This is a genomic window from Dapis purpurea BLCC-M126, assembly GCF_050015975.1.
Lineage (GTDB): Bacteria > Cyanobacteriota > Cyanobacteriia > Cyanobacteriales > Microcoleaceae > Trichodesmium.
In genome coordinates, this window is record NZ_JBNHER010000234.1 from 14,346 (window position 1) to 39,869 (window position 25,524).

At 39.7% G+C, this 25,524-nt stretch carries 8 protein-coding genes; 7 read left to right on the forward strand and 1 reads right to left on the reverse strand.

Annotated features, from left to right (window positions below; translation table 11 throughout):
• Positions 1–163: 163 nt before the first annotated feature.
• The 7 genes from ACP6PL_RS20680 to ACP6PL_RS20710 all read left to right on the forward strand — a co-directional run bounded on the left by ACP6PL_RS20680 (position 164) and on the right by ACP6PL_RS20710 (position 23,406).
• Positions 164–820, forward strand: a complete 657-nt coding sequence (locus ACP6PL_RS20680) for a response regulator (RefSeq protein ID WP_426547160.1) — start codon at positions 164–166, stop codon at positions 818–820.
• 194 nt (positions 821–1,014) lie between these two features.
• Positions 1,015–2,469 (forward strand): extracellular solute-binding protein, encoded by a 1,455-nt coding sequence (locus ACP6PL_RS20685; protein WP_426547161.1) that lies wholly within the window; start codon positions 1,015–1,017, stop codon positions 2,467–2,469.
• Positions 2,470–2,553: 84 nt separating this feature from the next.
• Positions 2,554–5,274, forward strand: a complete 2,721-nt coding sequence (locus ACP6PL_RS20690) for an ATP-binding protein (protein ID WP_426547162.1) — start codon at positions 2,554–2,556, stop codon at positions 5,272–5,274.
• Positions 5,275–5,457: 183 nt separating this feature from the next.
• Positions 5,458–5,742, forward strand: coding sequence for a hypothetical protein (locus ACP6PL_RS20695; RefSeq protein ID WP_426547163.1), 285 nt, complete (start codon positions 5,458–5,460; stop codon positions 5,740–5,742).
• A gap of 295 nt (positions 5,743–6,037) precedes the next feature.
• Entirely contained in the window at positions 6,038–11,584 is a 5,547-nt protein-coding gene (locus tag ACP6PL_RS20700; RefSeq protein WP_426547164.1) for a trifunctional serine/threonine-protein kinase/ATP-binding protein/sensor histidine kinase, read from the forward strand.
• Positions 11,585–11,838: 254 nt separating this feature from the next.
• Positions 11,839–17,250, forward strand: a complete 5,412-nt coding sequence (locus ACP6PL_RS20705) for a trifunctional serine/threonine-protein kinase/ATP-binding protein/sensor histidine kinase (protein WP_426547165.1) — start codon at positions 11,839–11,841, stop codon at positions 17,248–17,250.
• Between the two features lie 621 nt (positions 17,251–17,871).
• Positions 17,872–23,406, forward strand: coding sequence for a trifunctional serine/threonine-protein kinase/ATP-binding protein/sensor histidine kinase (locus ACP6PL_RS20710; protein WP_426547166.1), 5,535 nt, complete (start codon positions 17,872–17,874; stop codon positions 23,404–23,406).
• 745 nt (positions 23,407–24,151) lie between these two features.
• On the opposite strand, the gene ACP6PL_RS20715 is transcribed toward ACP6PL_RS20710, so the two are convergent.
• Complete coding sequence (locus tag ACP6PL_RS20715) at positions 24,152–25,513, reverse strand: NAD(P)/FAD-dependent oxidoreductase (protein WP_426547167.1); 1,362 nt, start codon at positions 25,511–25,513, stop codon at positions 24,152–24,154.
• Between the last annotated feature and the right edge of the window lie 11 nt (positions 25,514–25,524).

Below are 25,524 nucleotides of genomic sequence, written 5' to 3' on the forward strand. Positions count from 1 at the left end.
CCAAAATGTAAATCTGTTTATAATCCAGTCTATCCCTGATATATACAGATTATTTGGCAACTAAAAATTGATTTATATAAGTATTTATGACCTAAGTATTTTGGTGTAGATATACAACAAATGTCATAGAATTTTATTCATAAAAGTTCAGTTCGATATCAATATGCCAGATATGGATGGTTATAGTGTCTGTCAGCACCTTAAAGCGGATCGAGAAACTACAAGCATTCCGATTATTTTTATCACTGCCTTAGATGGATCTTGGGATCGAGTCAAAGGTTTTTCTGTGGGTGGGAGTGACTACATCACTAAACCCTTCAATACATTAGAAGCGATCATTCGTATTGAGAATCAACTGCAAATTCGCCAGATACAAGAGAAAATGCTTGGACTCAAGGAGCAAAGTCAGGCAACTCGTGACCAGACTATTGCCTCAGAGCCAAAGCAAATTCTAATGGTGGATGATGAACTGAAAAATTTAGCTTTATTGACCGATCTATTGGAAGAAGAAGGGTATGAAGTATGGCAAGCAGATAGTGGCTCGGAGGCATTAAGAATTGCTGATATGATATTGCCAGATCTGATTTTGCTAGATATTAAGATGCCAGATATAAACGGCTACGATGTTTGTCAACAACTGAAGGCAGATACCAAGACCAAACTTATCCCCGTGATTTTCGTGAGTGCTATGGATGAAGCCTGGGATAAAGTGAAAGCGTTTTCTGTAGGTGGTAGTGATTATGTGGCTAAACCCATTGAAATACTTGAATTGATGGCTCGGATTAGACATCAATTGCAAATTTGGGGCTATTCAAAATAATTAATAATTAACAATTAATAATTAATAATTACCTCAGGAAATTTTTTTTTCTCCTTATGTCAGAATTTTAAGCCAGAGACTTTAGTCGGAGGTACTGATAACTGATAACTGAAATAACCTATTTACTATTTACTTAACTTAACTACTAGATATACAATTAATTTTACTTAACCACTTAAAAATTAGACTTAACAATGAAAAGACGAGATGTACTACGTTTAGGAAGATCAGCAGCATTGGGATGGAGTGCAACTTATGCACTCAAAGCCTGTAGTAGGTTTTCCTCTTCTTCATCTGTTAAATTATCCTTTGAAAATACTCGCGGTTTAGAATCAGCAAGCGTTATCGGAACGGATGCTTACCACTTTCTCAAAGATGTAGGTAAAACATTTTCCGGCAGGACTCTACGATTAATTACAGAAGATGTACCCAGTGCCCAAGTCGCTTGGGAATTAGTTCAAGAAGAATTTATGCCCCTAACGGGAATCAAAGTGCAATGGGAGCTATTACCCCTCGAACGTGTTTTGGGACGGATCGAGCAAGACATTGCTAGAGAAACCGGAATCTACGACATCATGTATTGCGATCGAGATTGGGTCGGTCGTTTTGCTAATGTTGCGGTCAAACCCAAATCGTTGCTAGAGAACAGTGAGCTACAATATCCCAACTACAATTTTGAGGATTTTTTCCACTCTTTGGTTGCTAATATGGCTTCTTATAAAGGACAGTTGGTAGCAATCCCCTATGACATCCCTATCTTTATCATGTTCTACCGCCGAGATATTTTTGAAGAATTGGGCTTGTCCGTCCCGAGAACAATGACAGAATACTTGGCAACAGCACAAGTCATTAACGAAGCAAAAAAACCTCAAGTTTATGGAACAGCAGGACAGTGGAAGGTAGGGCATAATAGCTTGCTTTGCAATATGACTGCTTGGCTATGGTCTCATGGCGGGTCGTTTTATCATGCGGATGGAACGCCAGCCATTAACGATGAACAGGCGATCGCGGGAATGGAATATTTATTAGCTCAACGACAATATTCTCCTCCCGAAGCATTAACCTGGGACTGGTATGGGGAAGCAGAAGCCTTTCGCCAAGGTCGGGTAGCTATGTTGATCTCTTGGGGAGAGTGGTTTCCATGGTTTGAAGCATCGCCGATGTCTCAAGTGTCAGGACGAGTCGCAACCGTCCCATGTCCCCAAGAAATTGCTCTGCGTTCTCCCAGCGAATGTGCTTTTGGGGAAGTTCCGGGCATCAGTCATTGTGGGGGAAGCAGTTTGTTACTCTCTCGCTATAGCAAGCAACAAGAAGCAGCATGGGTGTTTCTGCAATGGCTCACAAGCGCAGACACGACGACCAGGGTAGCCATATTGAGCAACACCAACGGCGTTCGTCGCAGCACCTATAGAGATTCTCGATTGAGAGTTGGGTTTGGAGCGCAACCTAATGTTGTTAAGTATTTCGATGTGACTCTAGATGCTATTGAAAATCGTATGGGAGTCGAACCCCACCTTCCTAATTGGATCGAACTTGGTTTCAATCTATTTCCCGTGGAACTTGGAAAATTAATGACCAATCAACAGAGCATTAAAACTACTTTGGACAATATGGCGCAAGCGGCAGCCCAAGCAGCAGAGACCCTATAATCGAGCTCTTACAAAAGTTTTAATTAAATCAATGTAAGACATAAAATAAACAATTTTTTTCCCCTATTCCCTATTCCCTGACTAATGAAACTTATCCCTCGAAATATTCGTCCTCTCAAATACTTCTTGAAGCATTACAGCTTACGCTATCAATTGTTAGGCTTATTTTGCTTTATTTCTCTGACTCCTCTTGCCGGCTTTGTTTGGTGGAATCACCAAACCACGCGAACGGCTTTGATCAAATCGGGTAATCAATCCCTCAATGCTGCTGCTTCTCAAACTGTAGCAACCATTGATGCGTTCGTTCGTGCCAATTTAATGGCAATTATTACCGAAGCGCAACAAGAAACCCTTGCCTCCTATTTGAAAGCTGCACCTAACACTTCTCCTGACCTGAAATATCCAGCACTCAACACCCTAAATACCTTGATTGCCAAAGATAAAATCTTTTTAGTGTCTTCGGCTCTTCTTGATACCAATGGGCAGAATTTGCTTGATACCCACTTTTCTCAAATCGGACAAGATGAATCAGAGCGCGACTATTTCCAAGTTACTCTAGCAACAGGAGAACCTTTTGTATCCAACGTAGAATTTTCTGAACTTGATGGCCAGCCTTACTTGTATTTCAGTCAGTCAGTTCGCGATCGCGAAACTGGAAGAGTAGTTGGAGTGTTACGCAGTCAGTATAGCGCAACCAAACTCCAACATATCGTCTTGGAAAATAATAATTTAGCTGGTTCTTTTTCCTTTCCCATTCTGCTAGACGATCGAAATTTACGGTTGGCGCAAGGATATAGAGATGATGGCAACCTACCGGAAGAACTTCTCTTCCAATTTCTTGCTCCTCCAGAACCCAAAACTATTCAGGAGTTACAGGCAATTTATCGCTTGCCTGCTTCCATTTCTACTAATAACGCAACTAAACTTACCCAATTTGATGAATTTGCTGGGAATTTTAGCCCTGATCGCCCTTACTTTGATACTATTCTTTCTGAAGAAAAGAAAATAAGATATGCTGGAGCGCTAGAACGTAGTCAAACCATATCTTGGAAGGTTGCTTATTTACGACCGAAATCTGTTTTTCTCGAACCAATCAAGATTCAAACCCGAAATAACCTCCTCCTAGCTTTTGGGACAACAATTGCAGCAATTGGTGTGGGATTTGGTATGGCAAATGTTATTTCTTCTCCCATTGGGAGTTTGACAGCGATTGCCAGACAAGTTGCTGATGGTAATTTAAACGCTCGTGCAGACATCGGATATGGGAATGAAATTGGCGAACTGGCTGGTACTTTTAATACCATGACACACCAACTTAAGGAATCTATAGAATTACTGGAACAACGAGTACAAGAGCGAACGGCCGAACTAGAAGAACGAACTGTCGAGCTTAGATGTGCTAAAGAAAAAGCAGAAGTGGCTAACCAAGCTAAGAGCGAATTCCTTGCCAATATGAGTCACGAGTTACGCACCCCCCTCAATGGCATTCTCGGCTATGCACAGGTATTGAAGCGATCGCCAGCTTTACCCGAAAAAGAAAAAGAGCAAGTCCAAATTATGCACAAATGTGGCAACCATTTGCTGGGCATGATTAATGACATCTTAGATTTAGCCAAGATTGAAGCGGGCAAACTCGACCTGATTCCGAAATCAGTTCATCTAGCCTCCTGTTTACAGGGGGTAGTGGAAGCCTCCAGAGTCCGTGCAGCCCAAAAAGGTTTAGAATTTGTCTATCAGGTTGAATCAGGATTACCCGAGGGAGTTGAAGTGGATGAAAAGCGACTGCGGCAGGTGTTATTCAATTTATTAGGCAATGCCATTAAATTTACTAACCACGGCACCGTAACCTTGCAAGTATGGGCTGCTGCTGCCCTTGATTCAGATCGTCATTGCCTGGGATTTGTGGTGAGGGACACTGGAGTGGGCATTGCCCCAGCAAATCTGAAACGGCTGTTTGAGGCTTTTATGCAAGTAGGCGATCGCCGAAAGCAGTCGGAAGGCACAGGGTTAGGCTTGGCCATCAGTTATCGGATTGTGCAATTGATGGGGTCGGACATTGAAGTACAAAGTGAAGTTGGTAAAGGCAGTCAATTTAGCTTTGAGATCGTCGTGCCCTTAGCCACTGAGTGGGAGATGCCCCCAACTAAGCTACAGAACCACACCATTGTTGGCTATACTGGAGAGAGACGGCGACTGTTGTTAGTAGATGACCGTTGGGAAAATCGCAGCGTTTTAGTAAATCTATTAGCCCCTATTGGCTTTGAAATGGTGGAAACGGAGGATGGTCAACAAGCACTGGAAAAGCTGCAACAGCAGCCCTTTGATTTAGCGATTACCGATTTAGCTATGCCGGTGATGGATGGGTTCGAACTACTACGGCAGGTGCAGCAGTGCCCAAAGCTGCAACCTCAAAAAATTATTGTCTCTTCTGCTTATGTGTCGAAGCCAGACCAAGAACTGGCTCTGAAGGCCGGAGCGAATGCGTTCCTACCCAAACCCATTAATGCTGAAAAACTATTCCAGCTTTTAGCCGACGAGTTAGAGTTGGAGTGGGAATATGCTGAGGATGATTTGCTTGAGGGAACTACCTCTGAGGCAGAGATAGGGATAACAATACCACCTATAAAACAACTGCGAGCAGTGTATGAAGCTGCTGAAGCAGGAGACTTTCGTCGCGTTCGGCGAGAGTTGGAAAGGTTAATGGCAGATGAACCGGAATATGAAGGATTTGTGTCACCGCTGTTGACATTAGCAAAAAAACTCAAAACCAACGAAATTAAGACAATACTGGTCCAGTATGTGTAGATGGAATCGTTGATCCAGCCATGATAGATAGGGCTATGGTGACTGAAATCTATTTCCCTTTTTTGCAATAACTGAATAGTATGTGATATTAAATCAGCCTTAGTAAAAGGGTGTTTTTTAAAGTTACAGCCATTGGTATCATGTCCGGTAGCATCGGTATTGTAAAAGGGTAAGAATTGAGAATTGAGAATTCAGAATTTAGAAATTTGCTTTGTCAGGTGGGATGAGTTTTTGTTTGGCGAGGGTGGTTGCCGAATTTTGGTTTCTGTTGCGCCAGAAAATCAGATGATTTGGGAATCATATCTTCAGGAAAATTTGACTGATTTTTGGCAGAAAATTGGTCTGGTGGGTAATGCTGAAAATAATTTGCAAATTTTACTAAAAAAGGGTGTGTCTTTGATTAATGTAGATATGGGAGAAATGAGCGATCGCTTTCAAAATGCTATTGAGAGACGTTTGAGTTTTTAGCTTGAAGTTGCAAGTAGAATAGATGATCGGCATTTAGCTAGAGTCAAAACTATTACCTAGGGCTTGCTGATTAAATCCAAGGATTTGAAATAATATCGTGTCCGGATAATCAGTGAAAGCTCGTAGTAGGGCTTTAGCCCTACTACAAGCTTTACATAACTACTACAAGCTTTACATAAATATATACATATTGTCTCGGATATGACATAATGAATTTAAAGCAATATTATGAGTCAGGGTAAAAACAAGTGCAGTGTAAGGATAATATTAAATTCCCAATTATAACAATACGATTATGATAACTCTAAATGGCTACTACATAACTGAAATACTCTACCAAGGTACAAGAACTGAAGTTTATCGTGGGACACGCAACAGTGACAATCAACCTGTGATTATTAAAGTCTTGCGTAATCAATCCCCCAAATTTAATGAATTGGTACAATTTCATAACCAATATGTACTAACTCGCCATTTAGAACACCCCACTATTGTGCAACCTCTGGCTCTAGAACGTTATGGTAATGGTTATGCCTTAGTCATGCCCGATGATGGAGCTATTGCCCTCCCAGATTATTGGTATAGGGGGGTGAAAATGCTGGAATCAGAATCAGAGCAAAGCCTCAGCGAATTTCTCAAAATTGCCATTCAACTAGCAGAATCTCTGCATTATCTCAACCAAAAGCGTATCATCCACAAAGATATTAAACCAGCCAATATCCTGATTAATACGGAAACTAAACAAGTTCAATTAATTGATTTTAGCATCGCTAGTTTGTTGCCAAAAGAACAACAGGAACTTACCAACCCCAATGTGCTGGAGGGAACTCTGGCCTATATCTCCCCAGAACAAACAGGAAGGATGAACCGGGGAATTGATTATCGTAGCGACTTTTATTCTTTGGGAGTGACATTTTTTGAACTACTGATAGGTGAGCTGCCCTTTACCACCGATGATGCAATGGAGTTAGTACATTGTCATATTGCTAAAATGCCAATTTTAGGGAGTAGGGAACAGTGGTGCGACCCCACGTCGGCGACAGATGCAGGGGGTCAGATCCAACTTCGGAGTAAGATGCAAGGGGACGGGGAAGAAAAAAAAGAGGTTTGTGTGCCACCAATCCCCCAGATGGTAATCGAAATTGTCATGAAGTTGATGGCGAAAAATGCAGAAGAGCGTTATCAAAGTGCATTGGGTTTGAAATACGATTTACAAAAATGTCTGGAACAATGGGAAAGTACAGGAGAAATATCTCAGTTTGCATTAGGAGAAAGGGATTTAAGCGATCGCTTTCTGATGCCGGAAAAGCTCTACGGACGGGAAAAGGAAGTTGCAATATTGCTAGCAGCTTTTGAGCGCATCGGCAATGGCAGATCAGAAATGATGTTAGTGGCAGGATTTTCGGGGATTGGGAAAACAGCAATAGTGAATGAAGTTCACAAACCAATTACCCGTCAGCAGGGATATTTCATCAAAGGTAAATTTGACCAGTTTAATCGCAACCTTCCCTTTTCGGCATTTGTGCAAGCATTTCGTGACTTGATGGGACAGTTGCTGAGTGAAAGTGATGCCCAACTAGAAAGATGGGGAACCAAAATTCTAGCTGCAGTGGGGGAAAACGGGCAAGTAATAGTGGAGGTGATACCCGAACTAGAGCAAATTATTGGACAACAACCACCAGTTTCTCAACTGTCTGGAAGTGCAGCCCAAAATCGCTTCAACTTACTATTTCCCAAATTTATCCAAGTCTTCACCACCAAAAAACATCCCTTGGTAATGTTTCTAGATGACTTGCAATGGGCCGATTCAGCTTCCCTGAACTTGCTGCAATTATTAATGAGTAAAGTGAGTTCTAAATACTTACTAATTCTGGGAGCATATAGAGACAATGAGGTATTTCCAGCACATCCGTTAATGCTGACCCTGGAACAGATTCATAAAGCAGGAGCAGTAGTCAATACCATTACCCTAGAACCTTTAGGGGAAATGACGGTGAATCATTTGGTGGCAGATACTTTGAGTTGTCGTGAGCAACTTGCTCAACCCCTGACAAGGTTAGTGTATCAAAAAACCCAAGGTAATCCCTTTTTTACCACCCAGTTTCTCAAAGCACTCTACGAAGATGGTTGGATTGAGTTCCAGACACAAATAGGTTACTGGCAATGCAATATGGCAGTTGTACAGCAGTTGGCGTTGACAGATGATGTGGTGGAGTTCATGGCATTACAGTTACAAAAACTCTCGCTAGAGATCCAGGAGGTGTTGAAATTAGCAGCTTGTATTGGCAACAAATTTGATTTAGGGACTCTGGCCATAGTTTCAGAACAATCACTGGCAGATATAGCCCCTGCTTTGTGGAAAGCTTTACAAGAAGGATTGATTCTGCCCCAAGGTCAAGTGTATAAATTGTATATCGAACAAATAACTCCAATGGCTGATGGCATTTGCCAGACAGCGACTTACAAGTTTTTGCACGACCGCGTTCAGCAAGCAGCTTATTCTTTAATTCCTGAAGATCAAAAGCAGATAACCCACTTGCAGATTGGTCAATTGTTGTTACACAACACCTCAAAAACTGAAAGGGAGGAGCGAATTTTTGAGATTGTCAACCAATTAAATATGGGGATGGATCTGATTGCCGAACCAGAGCAGAGAAGTGAACTGGCTCAGTTAAACCTAATTGCTGGACGCAAAGCCAAGGTTGCTAATGCTTATGCTGCATCTTTCGAGTATTTCAGGGTGGGGATAAAGCTGTTAGCATCTGATAGTTGGGTTCATTCATACCATCTCACTCTAGCTTTGTATGAGTCTGCTGCTGAGGCTGCTTATCTAAGCAATAATTTTGAGGAGATGGAGCAATTAATTGAAGTAGTATTACAACAAACTCCAACATTGCTAGATCGGATCAAAGTCTATGATGTGAAAATTCAGGGTTATGGAACCCAGAACAAATTTATGAGAGCTGTATCTAATGCTCTCACAGTCCTCAAAGACCTAGGATTCCCTTTGCCAGAATCCCCCATTCAGTCAGATATTCAGCAAGCATTAGAAAAAACCAAAACTTTGTTGACTGACAAAGGGCCTAGTGAATTAATGGCTTTACCAGAAATGGAGATGCCTGAATCCCAAGCAGCTATGCAAATTTTATCGAGTATTATCCCTATTGCCTATCAAATTTCTCCTCCCTTGTTTGTTCTGAGTGTTTTGAAACAAGTAGATTTATCAGTGCAATATGGTAATACTGACCTATCTACTTATGCTTATGCGTGTTATGGCTGCATTTTGTGCAGTATGACAGGAGAAATTGAGGAAGGGTTTGATTTTGGCCAACTGAGTTTAACCTTATTAGAAAAATTCCCAGCCAAAGAACTAAAAGCTAAGTCTTTCTATGCTGTCAGCGCCATCATCACTCATTGGCAGGAGTATATTGGTTCAACCTTAAAATCTCTGTTGGACTGTTATACTTACGCTCTAGAAAGTGGAGATTTATTTCACACTGCTTGGGCAATTTATATGTACGGCTACCATTCTTATTTTATTGGCAGAGAATTGTCAGAATTGGAGCAAGAAATGGCAAGCCATAGCGAACAATTGGGTCAAATTCGACAAGAATCTGTAAAACAAGTTAATAACATTTGCCGTCAGGCAGCTTTAAACTTGATGGGCATGAGCGATCGCCCTGTGGAATTGCGTGGAAGTGCCTATGATGACCAAATCATGCTGCCACAGGCTCAAGAAGACAACAATCACACTGTAATATGTAAATACTATATTCAAAAGTTGATTCTCTCCTATTTGTTTGGTGATGAGCTAGCAGCAATGGAGGCTACTAAATTAGTAGAGCCGTATTTAAGTGCAGTTGTTGGTTATGTGGATGTTCCCTTATACCATTTTTATGATTCTCTGGTGAGACTATCGGTATTTCTTAAGATTGATGAATCTGAACAAGAAGGTATTCTTGAGCGAGTGATAGTGAATCAAGAAAAAATGGAAGAATGGGCAGCTCATGCTCGCAGTAACTATTTGCACAAATTTGAGCTGGTGGAGGCAGAACGTCACCAGATATTGGGGAATAAGGCAGAAGCACTAGAATACTATGATCGCGCCATAGCCAAAGCTCAGGAAAATAACTACATCCAAGAAGAAGCTCTTGCCAACGAACTAGCAGGGAAATTTTATCTGAATTGGGGTAAGGAAAAAGTAGCTGCAGGGTACATCCAGGAAGCTTACTACTGCTACGCCCGTTGGGGAGCCAAAGCTAAAGTTAAGCAACTTGAACAAACCTATCCTCAACTTCTGAGCCCCATTCTCCAACAAGTTGAATCCAGTAGTTTTAATACTACCACTATCCACAACATCTCCCAGAGAAACCTTCTTACAGTTAGCACGACAACTTCCTTGCTAGACTTCACATCTGCTATCAAAGCCTCCCAAGCTATTTCCGAGGAAATCGAACTTGATGCCTTGCTCTCTAAATTGATGCAGATAATTATTGAAAATGCTGGAGCTGACACAAGCGCTCTAATTTTAAACAACTCTGGTACTTGGGAAATTGCTGCCTTTTGCGAGGGCGATAATTGTCGTCTATTGAATATCCCCCTAGACCAAACCAAGATCCTACCAAAAAGCATGATTAATAAGGTCAAACGAACTCGACAAAAGGTATTGATTAATCATTTCAACAACTCTAATATCAACCTTAGCGATCCATATTTTATCAAACAAACACCAAAAAGTCTCTACTGCACCCCAATGCTCAACCAAGGAAAACTAATTGGTATTCTTTACTTGGAAAACCATCTAAGTACGGGAGCTTTCACCCCAGATCGCATTGAAGTGCTAAATCTTCTGAGTGCTAAAGCAGCCATTTCTATCCAAAATGCACTACTTTATCGTCGTTTAGAAGACTACAGTCATAACCTTGAAGCCCAAGTTGAAATCAGAACCCAAGAACTCCAAGAAAATAACCAACAATTACAACAAACTCTCGAACAATTACAGAGTACCGTCCAACAATTGCAGCATACCCAAGCTCAATTAATTCAAACTGAAAAAATGTCTTCTTTGGGGCAAATGGTGGCGGGAATTACTCACGAAATTAACAACCCAATCACTTTTATCGCTGGGAATATTACTCACGCTCAAGAATATTTCCAAGATTTAGTTGATCTGATAGACCTTTACACAGAGAACTTTCCTCAGTCAAATCCAGCAATACAAGAAAAATTGGCAGAGATTGACCTAGAATTCTTGTATGAAGATTTAAAACACTTGTTCAGTTCAATGCAAAATGGAAGTGACCGCATTAGTAAGATTATTTTGGGTTTGCGCAACTTCTCTCGCCTAGACGAATCAGAGAGTAAGGAGGTAGATATTCACGAAGGTTTAGATAATACTTTAATGATCGTGCAACATCGCTTTCAAGCAAAAGGAAATTGTCGAGAGATTAGCATTGTTAAAAACTACGGAAAACTTCCCCTAGTTCACTGTTACCCTAGTCAACTAAATCAAGTCTTTTGGCAGATTATTACTAATGCAATCGATGCTTTAAGAACCCCAGAAAGTTCCGCCAATCCTGAAATCAGGATAATTAGTGAGACACAAAACGACAAAACCGTGAGGATTTCTATTGCTGATAACGGGCCAGGAATGAGCGAACAAGTGCGCCAAAAAATATTTGATCCCTTTTTCACTACTAAACCAGTTGGTGAAGGAACAGGACTAGGGTTATCAACAAGTTATCAAATTATTACTAAACAACATCATGGAAAGTTATATTGTATTTCTCAACTAGGAAAAAGTACCGAGTTCGCGATTGAAATTCCCGTTTTGCTAGATTAGTCTATATTACAGCACTTTTTAGGATGGTGAGGTACAGTTTATTAATTCTCTGTTGCCTGTTGCCTGTTGCTTGTTACTTGTTGCCTGTTGCCTGTTACTTGTTGCTTGTTGCCTGTTGTTTGTTGCCTGTTGCCTAAAGTCCTAAAATTTTGTACCTCATCAACTCCAAAACTGCTGTATATCCTGTAGCATGGAAATTTAAAAACTAAACACACAATATTAAACTATAAATTATAATTATAACAAACACGATTATGATAACTCTAAGTGGCTATTACATAACTGAAATACTCTACCAAGGGGCAAGAACTGAAGTGTACCGAGGGACACGCAACAGTGACAACCAACCTGTAATTATCAAAGTCTTGCGCAATCAATCCCCGAAATTTAATGAATTGGTACAATTTCATAACCAATATATACTAACTCGCCATTTAGAACACCCCACTATTGTGCCACCTCTGGCTCTGGAACGTTACGGTAATGGTTATGCTTTAGTCATGCCCGATGATGGAGCGATCGCCCTCCCGGATTATTGGCATGGGGGTGTGAAAATTCTGGAATCCCATTCAGAGCAAAATCTCAGTCAATTGATCAAAATTGCCATTCAACTAGCAGAATCTCTCCATTATCTTAACCAAAAGCGTATTATCCACAAAGATATTAAACCAGCCAATATCCTGATTAATACGGAAACTAAACAAGTTCAATTAATTGATTTTAGTATCGCTAGTTTATTGCCAAAAGAACAACAGGCATTGCTCAACCCCAATGTGCTGGAGGGAACTCTGGCCTACATCTCTCCAGAACAAACAGGAAGGATGAATAGGGGAATTGATTATCGCACCGACTTTTATTCTCTGGGTGTGACCTTTTTTGAACTACTCACAGGTGAGTTACCCTTTACCACCGATGATCCAATGGAGTTAGTGCATTGTCATATTGCCAAAATGCCAATGTTAGGAAATAGGGAGCAGGGAACACAAATACCCCAGATAGTAATTGATATTATAATGAAGTTGATGGCGAAAAATGCAGAAGAGCGTTATCAAAGTGCATTGGGTTTGAAGCATGATTTAGAAAAATGTTTACAAAAATGGGAAAATTCAGGAGAAATAGCTAACTTCTCGTTAGGAGAGAGAGATGTGAGCGATCGCTTCCTGATACCCGAAAAACTCTATGGACGAGAAACAGAAGTTGCCACATTGCTAGCAGCTTTTGATTGTGTCGCCAATGGCACATCAGAAATGATGTTAGTGGCAGGTTTTTCAGGAATTGGGAAAACAGCGATAGTAAATGAAGTCCACAAGCCAATTACTCGTCAGCAAGGATATTTCATCAAAGGCAAATTTGACCAGTTTAATCGCAATATTCCCCTGTCTGCTTTTGTGCAAGCTTTTCGGGATTTGATGGGACAATTGCTGAGTGAAAGCGATGTCCAACTAGAAAGATGGCGAACCAAAATTATGGCTGCAGTGGGGGAAAACGGGCAAGTAATGGTGGAGGTGATACCGGAACTAGAGCAAATCATTGGACAACAACCGCCAGTGCCGGAACTGTCTGGAAGTGCAGCCCAAAATCGCTTTAAATTACTATTTGAAAAATTCATCCAAGTGTTCACCACAAAAGAACACCCCTTGGTGATATTTCTAGATGACTTACAATGGGCAGATTCAGCTTCCTTGAACTTGCTGCAATTATTGATGAGTGAAGTGGGTTCTAAATATTTACTGATTTTGGGAGCATATAGAGACAATGAGGTATTTCCAGCACATCCATTAATGTTGACCTTGGAACAGATTCACAAAATAGGAGCAGTATTCTATACAATTACTTTGAAACCTTTGGAGCAAGTAACGGTGAATCACTTACTGGCAGATACCTTGAATTGTAGCAAGGAACTAGCTCAACCTCTGACTAGGTTAGTGTATCAAAAAACTAAAGGTAATCCCTTTTTTACTACCCAGTTTTTCAAAGCCTTACATGAGGATGGTTGGATTGAGTTTCAGCCAGAACAAGGTTACTGGCAATGCGATCTGGGAGCAGTGCAGCAGTTAGCTCTGACAGATGATGTGGTAGAATTCATGGCATTGCAGTTGCAGAAACTGTCGTTGGAGACGCAAGGGGTTTTAAAATTAGCGGCTTGTATTGGTAACCAATTTGATTTAGGTACTCTGGCCATAGTTTCAGAACAATCACAAATAGATACGGCGACAGCTTTGTGGTCAGCTTTACAGGAAGGATTAATTCTGCCACAAACTCAAGTGTATAAATTTTATATAGACCAAGATAGAAATACTAGCAAGGGAAAAAATGTCGGCTATCGGTTTCTGCACGATCGCGTCCAACAAGCCGCCTATTCTCTGATTCCTGATAACCAAAAACAAGCAACTCATCTGAAAATAGGTCAACTATTACTCCAGAAAATACCAGCAACAGAGCAAGAACAAAAAATCTTTGATATTGTTAACCAATTAAATTATGGTATTCAACTAATTACAGAATCTACAGAACGGGAAGAACTTGCTAGGTTGAATTTATCTGCAGGCTCAAAAGCAAGATTATCTAATGCTTACACTGCTGCAACCGAATATGTGGCTATTGGAATTCAATTATTAAAAGCAGATTGTTGGCAGAGTCAGTATCAGTTGGTAGTAGAATTGCACAACCTGGGAGCAGAAGCAGCTTATTTGGGTGGAAATTTTGAATTGATGGGGGAATTTATTCAAAAAGTATTAGATAGGGTGGAAAATCCCTTGGATAAAATCAAAGTTTATGAAGTACAAATTCAAGCCTATGGTTCACAAAATCAAGCATTAGAGGCAGTTAAACTGGGAAGAGAAGTTTTGAAATTATTGGGGATCGAATTCCCTGAAAATGTTAGCAATTCTGATATACAGGCTGAACTAGAGCAAACTGCCTCTCTTTATATAGATAGATCTATTGAAGGTTTAGTGAATCTGCCTGTGATGACGGATCAAAAAGTTTTGGCAGCAATGAAAATTTTATCGAACATTACGACTTTTGCATTTCAAGCAGATCCCAACCTATACATTTTACTGCCACCGACGCAAGTGAGTCTGTCGATTAAATATGGTAATTCTGAGCAGTCACCATTTGGTTATATGGGCTATGGAATTATTCTCGGCGCATTAGTGGAAGATATTGATTCTGGCTATAGATTCGGTCAATTAGCCCTTGAGGTTTTAAGTCAATTTGACAGCCAAGAAATGACTTCAAAAGTGATGAACGGATTTGACTGTCTCGTTCGGCATTGGAAGAAACATACTCAAGAAACTGTAGAATCGCTGTGGAAGTCTTATTCAATTGGGTTAGAAACAGGAGATTTAGAATTTGCAGGTATGAACCTCCGTTACTACAGTACTCATCTATATTTCTTAGGTCGAGATCTGAAGAGCTTAGTAGCAGAGATGGCCACCCATACCCAAGCATTTGAGCAAATCAAGCAATACAGGTATGTTCAACACAATCAAATTCAAATGCAGAGAGCTTTAAATTTATTGGGAGAAGTTGATGATGTCTGTTGCTTGAAAGGTGAAGCCTGTGATGAAGAGACCTTACTACCCCTAATTATTAATGATGGATTTGCACTGATCGAATTTTATTTTACTAAGCTTCAACTCAATTATTTGTTTGGCAAATATGAACTGGCTCAGGAATACGCAGGCCAAGTAGATCGTTACGCTTCTGGTGGTCTATCAATGGTGATTTCTCGACAATGCAATTTTTACAAGTCTCTGGTAAACCTTGGTATATTTTTAGAGGTGGATAAAGAAAGACAAACACAACTTCTCAATCAAGTTACAGATAACCAAGAAAAAATGCAAAAATGGGCACAACATTGTCCCATGAATGTTTTACACCTCTACTATTTAGTAGAAGCGGAAAAATGTCGGGTTTTAGGTAATAATTATGAAGCAGGAGATTTTTACGACCTTGCCATAGGTAAAGCTAAGGAAAATGACTATATTCAAGAAGAAGCTATTGCTAATGAACTAGCAGGCAAATTCTATCTTAACTGGGGCAAAGAAAAAGTTGCTGCTGGTTATATGCAGGAAGCTTACTACTGCTACGCCCATTGGGGAGCCAAAGCTAAAAATTCGGACTTAGAAAAATGCTATCCTCAATTACTCAAACCCATTCTGCAACAGCAACAATTTACTCTCAATCCCTTAGAAACTATAGAAGAAAACACTTTTCTTGATACATTTGCATCTCTTCACAGTTCTACTACCACTACCAGTATTTCCGATGCCTTAGATTTTGCTTCTATTCTTAAAGCTGCTCAAACTATTTCCAGTAACATCGAATTAGATCGACTCATTACCAGTCTGACCAAAATTATTCTGGAAAACTCTGGTGCAAAAAAATGTGCACTAATTCTTCCTGAAAATGAAACTTGGCAAGTTAAAGCAATTACTTTTATTAATCATCAAGAAACTTCCCCAGAACAAATACAAACGATCCTTACATCACAATCAATAGATACTTGCGAAGATATTCCGATAAAAATTATTAACTACGTCAAGAATACCCAAGAAAGAATAGTCATAGATAATTGTCAAACAGATATTCCTGGAATGATTGGGAAATATATGCTCGAATATCAACCCCAGAGTATTTTATGTACGCCAATTATTAATCAAGGCCATTTAGTAGCTATTTTCTATTTAGAAAATCAACTCACAAGCGGTGTATTTACCAAACAACGCCTACAAGTTATCAATCTACTTTCTTCCCAAGCGGCAATCTCTCTAGAAAATGCTCGACTTTATCAACAAGCTCAACAAGCATTAAAAGATTTACAACAAGCACAATTAAAAATTGTTCAAAGCGAAAAAATGTCAGCATTGGGTAATTTAGTTGCTGGTGTAGCACATGAAATGAATAATCCTCTCGGCTTCATTTTAGCTACTCTCGAGCAAACTAAACCCGCCCTTATAGACATTATCGAACACCTACAACTATATCAAAAAACTTTATCCCAACCCAGTAAAGAAATTATTACACACGCAGAAGAAATCGAGTTGGATTATAACCTAGAAGATTTACCTAAGATGATAGATTCAATGATCATGGCTGCCAACAGATTGAAAAATATTAGTGTCAGTTTAAGAACTTTCTCCCGTGCTGATAAATATCATAAAGTCAAGTTCAACATTCATAATGGGCTAGATAGTACTATTTTAATTCTTAAACATCGTCTTAAAGCTAACACACAACGTCCAGCAATTGAAGTTATCACTGATTATGGTGATTTACCACAAGTTGATTGTTTTCCTGGTCAGTTAAATCAAGTATTTATGAATATTTTAGCAAATGCCATTGATGCTTTAGATGATTCTAATGACGGGCGTAGCTTCCAGGAGATTAAAGCAAATCCCAATAAAATTATTATTAAAACAATAACTGAAAATGAGCAAGTGAAAATATCAATTAGTGATAATGGAAAAGGGATTAGTCCAGAGGTGAAAACACGAATTTTTGACCATTTATTTACTACTAAAGAAGTCGGTAAAGGTACTGGTTTGGGATTAGCGATCGCTAAACAAATTATTGAAGAAAAACATGAAGGTTGCCTAGAAGTAGAGTCGGAGTTGGGTAAAGGTACGTCCTTTTATATCCAATTGCCAATAATTACTTGAACAACCTTATTACCAGTTGGTTAAGGAACAGGACTAGTAACGCTACGCGGAAGTCAGAATTCAGAATTAAACCCACCCCTGCCCCTCCCAGGAGGGGAAGTCAGAAGTTTTGATTGGTAAGGCTTTGAGTATTTTGCCACTGGTCACTTATTTCCGTCATCCTGCACTAGGGTTATTAAATTATTATATAATGTCCGGATAATTAGTGATAAAAAAGTTTTTGTTTGTAGTAGGGCTTTAACCCGATAAATACCTATCTTAGGGCTAAAGCCCTACTACGAGCTTTAATTATCACTGTTCAACCGGATATGATATTACTGAGCAACATCATGGAAAGTTATATTGTATTTCTCAACCAGGAAAAAGTACCGAGTTCGCGATTGAAATTCCCGTGTTGCTAGATTATATCAAATCCGGTAGTATCGGTTAAAAAAGTAGAGAAACAGGGTTTGTATCAAATGCCCTACAATATTAACATTTACCTTACACAAACCCGGTTTCTTATTACTCCGAAGCAAGCGGATTTGATATTAGGGGTTTATATTATGTCCGGTAGCATGGAGAGTTAAAAACTAAACACACAATATTAAACTATAAATTATAATTATAACAAAAACGATTATGATAACTCTAAGCGGCTACTACATAACTGAAATACTCTACCAAGGGACAAGAACTGAAGTGTACCGAGGGATACGCAACAGTGACAACCAACCTGTAATTATCAAAGTCTTGCGCAATCAATCCCCCAAATTTAATGAACTGCTACAATTTCATAACCAATATATACTAACTCGCCATCTAGAACACCCCACTATTGTGCAACCTCTGGCTCTGGAACGTTATGGTAATGCGTATGCCTTAGTCATGCCCGATGATGGAGCTATCGCCCTCCCGGATTATTGGTATAGGGGGGTGAAAATTCTGGAATCAGACTCAGAGCAAAGCCTCAGCAAATTTCTCAAAATTGCCATTCAACTAGCAGAATCTCTGCATTATCTCAACCAAAAGCGTATCATCCACAAAGATATTAAACCAGCCAATATCCTGATTAATACGGAAACTAAACAAGTTCAATTAATTGATTTTAGCATCGCTAGTTTGTTGCCAAAAGAACAACAGGAACTTACCAACCCCAATGTGCTGGAGGGAACTCTGGCCTATATCTCCCCAGAACAAACAGGAAGGATGAACCGGGGAATTGATTATCGTAGCGACTTTTATTCTTTGGGAGTGACATTTTTTGAACTACTGATAGGTGAGCTGCCCTTTACCACCGATGATGCAATGGAGTTAGTGCATTGTCATATTGCTAAAATGCCAATTTTAGAGAGTAGGGAGCGGGGAGTAGGGAGTAGGGAACAGGGAATAGGCAACAGGCAACAGGTAACAGGGAATAGTGGACCAAGGAATGGGGTTTCTGGAAGACAAATACCTCAGATGCTAATCGATATTGTAATGAAGTTGATGGCGAAAAATGCAGAAGAGCGTTATCAAAGTGCATTAGGTTTAAAGCACGATCTAGAAAAATGTCTGGAACAATGGGAAACCAAAGGGGAAATTGCTCAGTTTGAATTGGGAGAACGAGATTTGAGTGATCGCTTCCTCATCCCGGAAAAGCTATACGGACGGGGAAAGGAAGTTGAACAGTTGTTAGCTGCTTTTGAGCGAGTCTCTCAAGCAGGAGAGGAAAAGAATTTTAACGCAGAAATGATGCTAGTGGCAGGCTTTTCCGGGATTGGTAAAACTGCTGTTGTTAATGAAGTTCACAAACCAATTACTCATCAACATGGTTACTTTATCAAAGGTAAATTTGACCAATTTAATCGCAACCTTCCCTTTTCGGCATTTGTGCAAGCACTGCGAGATTTAATGGAACAACTCTTGTCTGAATCTGATGCCCAACTTGCTACATGGAGAACCAAGATTTTGGCAGCCGTTGGAGAGAACGGACAAGTATTAATTGAGGTAATTCCAGAACTAGAGCAGGTAATTGGTAAACAACCTACTGCACCAGAACTCTCAGGAATGGCAGTACAAAATCGTTTTAACTTATTATTCCAAAAATTTATTGAAGTCTTTACCGATCAAACACATCCCCTAGTAATTTTCTTGGACGATCTACAGTGGGCAGATGCAGCTTCTCTCAAGCTGATTAAGGTGTTGATGGAGGATAAGAGTTATCTGCTACTGTTGGGAGCTTATCGAGATAATGAAGTTTCACCAGTACACCCATTTATTGTTGCGGTGGAAGAGTTGAAACAATTGGGCAAAACAGTTAATACTATTACCCTGAAGCCTCTCGCTTTTCCAGACATGAATCAATTAGTAGCTGATACTTTACATTGTGCGACTGAGCGATCGGAACCACTTACTGAATTGATTAATCGGAAAACTAAAGGGAATCCTTTTTTTACAACTCAGTTTCTCAAAGGATTACATGAGGATGGATACATTACTTTTAATCAAAACCAAGGGTATTGGCAATGCGATATTATCCAAATTAATGACCTTTCTCTCACCGATGATGTGGTAGAGTTTATGTCCCAAAAGTTGCTGAAGTTACCCAAGGAAACCCAACAGGTACTCAAATTGGCCGCTTGTATTGGCAACCAGTTTGACTTGGAAACATTAGCAATTGTAGCAGAAAAATTAAAATCAGATGTTGTGACTGCTCTGTGGAAAGCTTTAGAGGAAGGGTTAATTCTGGTACAAGGTAAAGTATATAAATTCTATATCAGCAATGATGAAACAGAGGCAGATTTTGAGTCTCTGGAAAATCTGGGGTATCGCTTTTTACACGATCGCGTCCAACAAGCTGCCTATTCTCTAATTCCTGATCATCAAAAGCAGGCGAATCATTATCACATTGGGCAACTACTCCTAGAACAGATATCTCCAGAAATCAGAGAGCGGCGCATTTTTGAAATTGTGAATCAACTCAATTATGGAGTTAATTTAATTACCAAACAAATTGCACGGGATGAACTGGCAGAACTCAATCTAGTTGCTTGTTGTAAAGCTAGAGGAGGATCTGCCTACAAAGCTGCTAGGGAATATGCAAAAATTGGCATCGACTTACTTGGTAGTGAAGCTTGGCAAAGAAAATATAAGACAACGTTACAATTGCATGAACTGGCAGCAGAAGCATCAGCAATCTCAGGCGATATTGAAGCGATAGATCGATGGATAGAAGCAGTTATGGAAAATGGGGAAACTTTCTTGGATAAAGTAGAAAGTTATATGATTAAAATGCAAGCTTTGACCACCCAAAATAATCTTGTAGATGCTATCGCTTGTGGTCAGTCGATTTTAGAAAAATTGGGTGTCAAATTTCCCAATCCTGTTACCCCTGTTGAATTGCAGCAAGAAATAGAAGAAATTCAAACTTTGATAGGCGATCGCTCTATAGAAGATTTATTGCACCTGCCAGTTATGGTAAATCCTGAAAAATTGGCGATTCTAAAAATAGCTGCCAGAATGATTCCGGCTTGTTATATGGCAGGTTCTCCTCTGTTTCCTTTGTTGGGTAGTCTACAAACTAAGTTATCAATTCAGTATGGTAATGGTATCTTTTCATCAACTGGATATGCAGATTATGGAATGTTTATGCTGCACTTTAAGAAAGATATTCCCACGAGTAATCAATTTGGTCAATTAGCTTATCATTTAGCTTCTGGCGCAAAGGATAAAAATATTCCCGCTGTCACCTTTGTCCCCGTTGGATTATTTTTGCATCATCACCAAAATCATCTCCGGGAAACAGTACCAATTATTCAAGCAGGTTATCAAGCTGCTCTCGAAACAGGTAAAGTTGAATATCTCGGTCATCATAGTTATGGATTTTGTCTCAATTCTTTCTGGTGTGGTCAACCCTTGAAAGAATTAGTAGTGCAAATTCGAGCATATCTTGAGGTAACAGTTAAATTCAAGCTGTCGATCCTGGAAAAATATTGTTTGATTTTTTGGGAAGTGACAGTATTGCTGTTAGGGAACCCAGACAATATTCATCTGCAACTTGAGGAGAGTGACGATGGAAGACCTTGGATGACTAAAATGTTGAAATCCCATGACGCGACTCAGATTTTCCATTATTATCTACATCGCGGAATTTTAAGATTTATCTTAGGGAATCTCACTTTAGCAAAAGCTGATATTTTAGCAGCTAAAAAGTATGTAAATGGAGGATTTGCAACGGTTTGTGAAGCTGGCTTTTATTTTTATGATTCTTTAATTGCCTTAGCTACTGTTCCGGAGTATGTCTCAGATATTGGGAGTCAACTGCAGCAAGTAGAAGAAAATCAGAATAATTTACACCTGTGGTCAGAATATGCACCGATGAATTATTTGCATAAATGGCAATTGGTAGAAGCTGAAAAGTATCGGGTTGTGGGTAAAAAGTATGAAGCAGGAGATTTTTACGACCGCGCTATTGCTGGAGCTAGACAAAATGAATATGTCCAAGAAGAAGCTTTAGCCAACGAACTGGCAGCTAAGTTCTATCTTAATTGGGGCAAAGAGAAAATTGCTACTGGTTATATGCAAGAAGCTTATTATGCTTATGCTCGTTGGGGTAGCAAAGCTAAAACAGAGCAACTGGAACAAAGCTATCCTCAACTGCTTACCCCTATCCTGCAACAAGTAGAACCTAGTAGTTCCCATATTACCACTACTCGCAGTATCTCCCAGACAAATCTTGTTACAGTTAGCACCACAACTTCCTTACTCGACCTCACATCCGCCCTCAAAGCTTCCCAGGCTCTTTCTGAGGAAATAGAACTTGATGCCTTGCTATCTAAATTGATGCAGATAATTATTGAAAATGCTGGGGCTGGCGGAGGCGCTCTCATTTTAAACAACTTTGATAGCTGGGAAATTGCTGCCTACTGCGATCGCGATAATTGTCGTTTATTGAATACCCCTCTACAGCAAACCCATACCCTACCGAAGAGTATCATCAACAGAGTCAAACGAACTCGACAAAGGATATTGATTAATTATTTTGACAAAGAGAATATCAACATTAGCGATCCTTATTTTTTCAAACAAACACCCCAAAGTCTCTGCTGCACCCCAATGGTGAACCAAGGAAAACTAATTGGTATTCTTTACCTGGAAAATCATCTAAGTACAGGAGCTTTTACCCCAGAGCGGATAGAAGTTTTGAATCTTCTGAGTTCAAAAGCAGCAATTTCCATTCAAAATGCTTTACTGTATCGTCGTTTAGAAGACTACAGTCGTAATCTGGAAACCCAAGTAGAAATCAGAACTCAGGAACTCCAAGAAAATAACCAACAATTACAAAGCACCCTCCAACAATTGCAGCAAACTCAAGCTCAATTAATTCAAACTGAAAAAATGTCTTCTTTGGGGCAAATGGTGGCGGGAATTGCTCACGAAATTAACAACCCCATCACTTTTATTGCTGGGAATATTACTCATGCTCAACAAGATTTCCAAGATTTAATTGATCTGATAGAGCTTTACAAACAGAACTTTCCCCAGTCAACTCCAGCAATACAAGACAAATTGGCAGAGATTGACCTAGAATTCTTGTGTAATGACTTGCCTAAAATGCTGGCTTCGATGAAAAACGGGAGCGATCGGATTCATAAGATTATTCTGGGTTTGCGTAACTTCTCTCGCCTTGACGAATCAGAGAGTAAGCAGGTAGATATTCACGAAGGATTGGATAATACCTTGATGATTTTGCAACATCGTTTTAAAGGAAAAGGAAATCGTCGAGAGATTGCTATTGTTAAAAACTACGGAAAACTTCCCCTAGTTCACTGCTACCCTAGTCAACTCAATCAAGTATTTTTGCAGATTATTACCAATGCAATTGATGTTTTAACAAGTGCAGAAATTGCTGATATTCCTGAAATCAGGATAACTACTCAGACACAGAACGACAAAACCGTAAGAATTTTTATTGCAGACAATGGCCCAGGAATGAGTGAACAAGTGCGCCAAAAAATATTCGATCCCTTTTTTACTACTAAACCAGTTGGTCAAGGAACAGGACTAGGGTTATCAACAAGTTATCAAATTATTACTGAGCAACATCATGGAGAGTTATATTGTATTTCTCAACTAGGAAAAGGCACGGAGTTTATTATAGATATTCCTATAGAGTATATCACAATAAATATCTAATTGTGTTAAACTTTGTCTAATTATTTTAATACTGTTGCTTTCCCCTAAGCGTATCTTTATAAATATGCGCGTTAGCTAGGAGTTAGGAGATAGGAGGTAAGAGGAAAGAGGGAAGATGTGGGGAGAAATAATAAAAAAAATTCAACACTCCTTGAGATAATTTTTCCTCATTCTTGATGCACGAAAAGACTTAACTTGCATAATTATATAGATCTCAAATGGGTTCTATAGAACCTATTTGATCCCGAATCTGAGGAACTTTTTCCAAATCCTCTCTACCGTTCTTGCCTGTTGCCTTAACCTTGATCATGTCCAGTAGTTTGTAGTAGGGCTTCAGCCCTATCTACAGTTCGGGCTGAAGCCCTACTACGAACTTTAATTATATATAACTATTTAACCGAACATAATATAAATCATAATCTAGTTAGCTCTCAGTATATTCATAAGAAAGGCAAAAATTATCTTGAAATAACTTTGCTTTTATTTGTCCTAACAGACAAGCTACGGGAATATAGTGACGGAAAAACCTTATATTATGTAAGTCACAATAATAATTAGGACTTAGGCAATACAAGGCATTTTCGTCATTGCGACCAATAGATAAGCAATCTCAAACCCTAGTTTTTCCTACCTCATGCGTAAGTCCTGATTTATTGATGCCTAAGCCCTAATTATTATATCAAAAGCGATCGCCACTTTCCCATATTAGGAGAAGGGCGATCGCTCAATTATATCAACCTGTTAATTAAGCTTCAACAGATGATTCACTTGTCACTAATGGAGTATAGCGAGCCTGGCATTCTTCATAGGTAGGTGTTTTTGTTGCCTTTTCAGTAATTAGACGAGCGCCACCTTGACCAGTAAAGTAGCTCCAGGCCCACTGAATCATAACAATTAGTTGGTTATCAAATTCAATCATATAGTAGATATGAATAAATAACCAAGAAAACCAAGCTAGAGGTCCAGAGAAACGAATGGCTTTATACTGTACAACCGCTTGGTGACGACCGATAACAGCCAAACTACCGTAGTCAATATAGTGGAATGGTTTTAAGGTCTGACCTTTCAACCGCTTTCTAATTAGCTTGGCGACATAAACTCCTTCCTGCATTGCTGCTGGAGCAACTCCAGGCACTGGAGAGTCTCCCTGATGAGAGAAGTTAGCTAAGTCTCCAATCACAAAAATATCAGGATGACCAGGTATTGTTAGGTCTTCATTGACAAAAACACGACCTGCACGGTCTAATTCTGCACCTGTGCGATTAGATATTGCTTCAGACACTGCTGATGCTTTGACTCCTGCTCCCCACAATATGGTATGAGCTGGAATATCTTTTGTTGTCTCTCCAGAACTAACAGTAACTATATCGTTTTCGATATTAGTCACCCGTGTTTTGGTCATCACTGTGACTCCCAACTTCTCCAGCTCTATTCTTGCTTTCTCTGACAAAGCAGGTTTGAAAGAAGGTAAAATTCTCTCTCCACTTTGGATCAGATGAATTTGAGCTTCGGTAGTATTAATGGAACGGTATTCTTCTTTTAATTTCGTGTGAGCTAATTCTGCTAGAGCACCTGCTAATTCAACACCTGTTGGACCTGCGCCAATAATCGCAAAGGTTAAGAGTGCTTTCCGTTTTTCTGAGTCTGGTTCTTTTTCTGCAGCTTCAAAGGAGGCGAATATTCTCCGACGCATTTCTAATGCGTCTTCTACTGTTTTTAGTCCGGGAGCTTTTTCTGACCAATCATTTCCGAAATAGTTATGGCTTACACCAGTAGCTAGAACTAATGTATCGTAATCTAATTCTTGGTCGCGTAAAATGAGTTTTTTCTGTTCGGGATCGACATCCACGACTTCTCCCATAATAACATGGGTATTTTTCTGTTCGGCAACTACACCGCGAAGAGGAGAAGCAATATCTCCAGGAGAAAGACTTCCTGTAGCTACCTGATAAAGTAATGGCTGAAATAGATGGAAATTTCTTTTGTCAACCAAGGTTACTTTTACAGGTGCTTTTCCAAGCTGCTTGGCAGCCTCCAGTCCTGCAAATCCACCTCCAACGATGACAACATGATGAGGAAATTGATGCTTTTCTTGGTTTAGACTCATAGTTATTTCCC